The sequence below is a fragment of the Bradyrhizobium sp. genome (genome assembly GCF_049581145.1).
In the GTDB taxonomy this organism is placed as follows: domain Bacteria; phylum Pseudomonadota; class Alphaproteobacteria; order Rhizobiales; family Xanthobacteraceae; genus Bradyrhizobium.
Genome location: NZ_JBAURI010000477.1, coordinates 1 through 2,131, shown reverse-complemented (window position 1 = coordinate 2,131; position 2,131 = coordinate 1). Strand labels below are relative to the sequence as shown.

The window sequence follows — 2,131 nt, the reverse complement described above, 5'->3', positions numbered from 1 at the left end:
GAGGAGGCTGGGGCGGCGGCGCGTTCTTCGGCGGTCTTGCCGCCGGCGCCATCATCGGCGGAGCCGTTGCCGCGCCCTATTACTACGGCTCTCCTTATTACTACGGTCCGGCCTATGCTCCGCCGCCGGGTTACGCGCCGCCGCCCGGCGACGAGGTGTCCTACTGCATGCAGCACTACCGGTCCTATGATCCCAACAGCGGAACGTTCCTCGGCAAGGACGGCCGGCGTCACCCCTGTCCCTGAGCCTGATCGCCGCGTGCGCCGGCGCGGCCGGACCATCGACCGCAGGGTGAGCGAGGGCGCCCTTTGTTCGACTGCGTCATGGACAATCGCAGGCCGCAAACGGGGTGCGGCGGCGAACGAAGTCCACCTTTCCCGAAGGGGAGAGGTGGACCGTCCGCCGGGCTGCCCGATTCAACCAAAAGCCCTCGTGCTCGGTCACATAGCGGTTTCAGACCACCCGGCCGAATCGCGCGCCGGCGCCCAGGCGTTGCCAAACTTTCGTCATTGCGAGCGCGAGCGAAGCCATCCATCGTGCCGCAAGATGGATTGCTTCGTCGCAAGGGCTCCTCGCCATGACGCGGAGGGAGCCGTTTCGCAAAGCGCTCGCCCCAGGCTGCGCGGCCGCCCATTGACGAAACCGTGGTCGGCTGAAACAAGATCGGCGAATCATACCCAGGCCATGGTCGCGCTTTTGCGCTTCACGCCGGTGACATAAACCAAGCGATGTCCGGACTTGATCTGCTGTCCACCCTGGCTGTGCTGCTCGTTGCCGCGCTCTGCCTGTCGATCCTGATCGTCCAGGGTCTGACCGGGGTGCCTCCGTTATCGTCGAATTCCACCGAGACCGCTGCCGTCGTGGCGCTGTTGCGGCAGGCCGGCCTGGCGGAAGGGGCGGTGGTGTATGAGCTCGGCTCCGGATGGGGCTCGCTGGTCATCGCCCTGGCGCGGGCCTTTCCCAAGGCTGAGATCCGCGGCATCGAAATGTCGCCGCTGCCTTACTGGGTGTCGCGGTTTCGGGCGCGTACCATGCCCAACGTGCTGCTGCGCCGTGGCAACTTCCACGACCACGATCTCGGCGATGCCCAGGCCGTGACCTGCTATCTCATGATCAAGCCGATGCCGAAGCTGGCCGCCTTGCTCGATCGCACGCTCAGGCCCGGGACGGCGGTGGTGTCGCTGTCCTTCTGGTTCCGCGACAGGCAAGCTGCCGCCACCCTGGAAAGCCCCGGGCGACTTGGCGCGGCAGCGCTGTATTATTGGCCCGCGCGCAGGGCGTAGGATGGACGGAGCCACCAGCGCCGGCCTTTCGCCGGTCCGACAATGAGCCCGGCGATACCGGTCGATGTCGATCTCGCGAAGCTGATGGGTTTCGCAAACGCTCAACCCATCTACGCGCGGCCAATCACATTGAGTCTCGCCATCACCTGATCCGACAATGTCAGCTCGGCCGCGGCGAGGTTTTCACGGAGATGGCCGACGGACGACGTGCCGGGAATCAGCAGGATATTTTCCGCGCGGTGCAGCAGCCAGGCCAGCGCGACCTGCATCGGTGTGGTCGCGAGCTCGACCGCGATCTCCGACAGGGTCGAGGATTGCAGCGGCGTGAAGCCGCCGAGCGGAAAGTAGGGCACATAGGCGAGGCCGTCGCGGCAGAGATCGTCGATCAGCGCGTCATCGTCGCGATGCGCCAGATTGTAGAGGTTCTGCACGCAGACGATGTCGCAGATCCGTTGCGCCTCGGCGATCTGGGTCGGCGTGACATGGCTGAGCCCGATGTGACGGATATGGCCCTGGCGCTGCAGCTCCGCCAGCACCACGAGTTGCGCTTCGAGCGAGCCTTCGGCCGGGCGATGCGCGCCGGCCGAGGCGCGGAGATTGACCACGTCGATGGTGTCGAGGCCGAGATTGCGCAGATTGTCGTGCACCGCCCGGGTCAGTTCATCGCTCGCGTAGGCCGGGTGCCAGGAGGGGTCCGCGCCGCGCCGGGCGCCGACCTTGGTGACGATGGTGAGGTTGTCGGGGTAGGGGTGCAGCGCCTCGCGGATGATCTGGTTGGTGACGTGCGGGCCGTAGAAATCGCTGGTGTCGATATGATCGACGCCGCTTTCCACCGCCTGGCGCAGCAC

The 2,131-nt window shown here is 66.2% G+C and carries 3 protein-coding genes; 2 read left to right on the top strand and 1 reads right to left on the bottom strand.

What is annotated here, in order from left to right:
• Together WCB02_RS15755 and WCB02_RS15750 are read left to right on the top strand one after the other, a co-directional pair.
• The coding region (locus WCB02_RS15755; RefSeq protein ID WP_423959311.1) for a BA14K family protein at positions 1-245 on the top strand (245 nt) is incomplete at its 5' end.
• Positions 246-728: 483 nt separating this feature from the next.
• Positions 729-1,283: an SAM-dependent methyltransferase gene (locus WCB02_RS15750; RefSeq protein WP_423959309.1), complete on the top strand. Its 555-nt coding sequence runs from the start codon at positions 729-731 to the stop codon at positions 1,281-1,283.
• A 110-nt stretch (positions 1,284-1,393) separates the two neighbouring features.
• Here WCB02_RS15750 and WCB02_RS15745 read toward each other — a convergent pair.
• Positions 1,394-2,131: oxidoreductase (locus WCB02_RS15745; protein WP_423959307.1), on the bottom strand; the 738-nt coding region annotated here is incomplete at its 5' end.

What these genes read in the sequence shown, in the direction of transcription:
- WCB02_RS15750 (WP_423959309.1), top strand. Translation starts at nt 729, where the DNA reads ATGTCCGGACTTGATCTGCTGTCCACCCTGGCTGTGCTGCTCGTTGCC.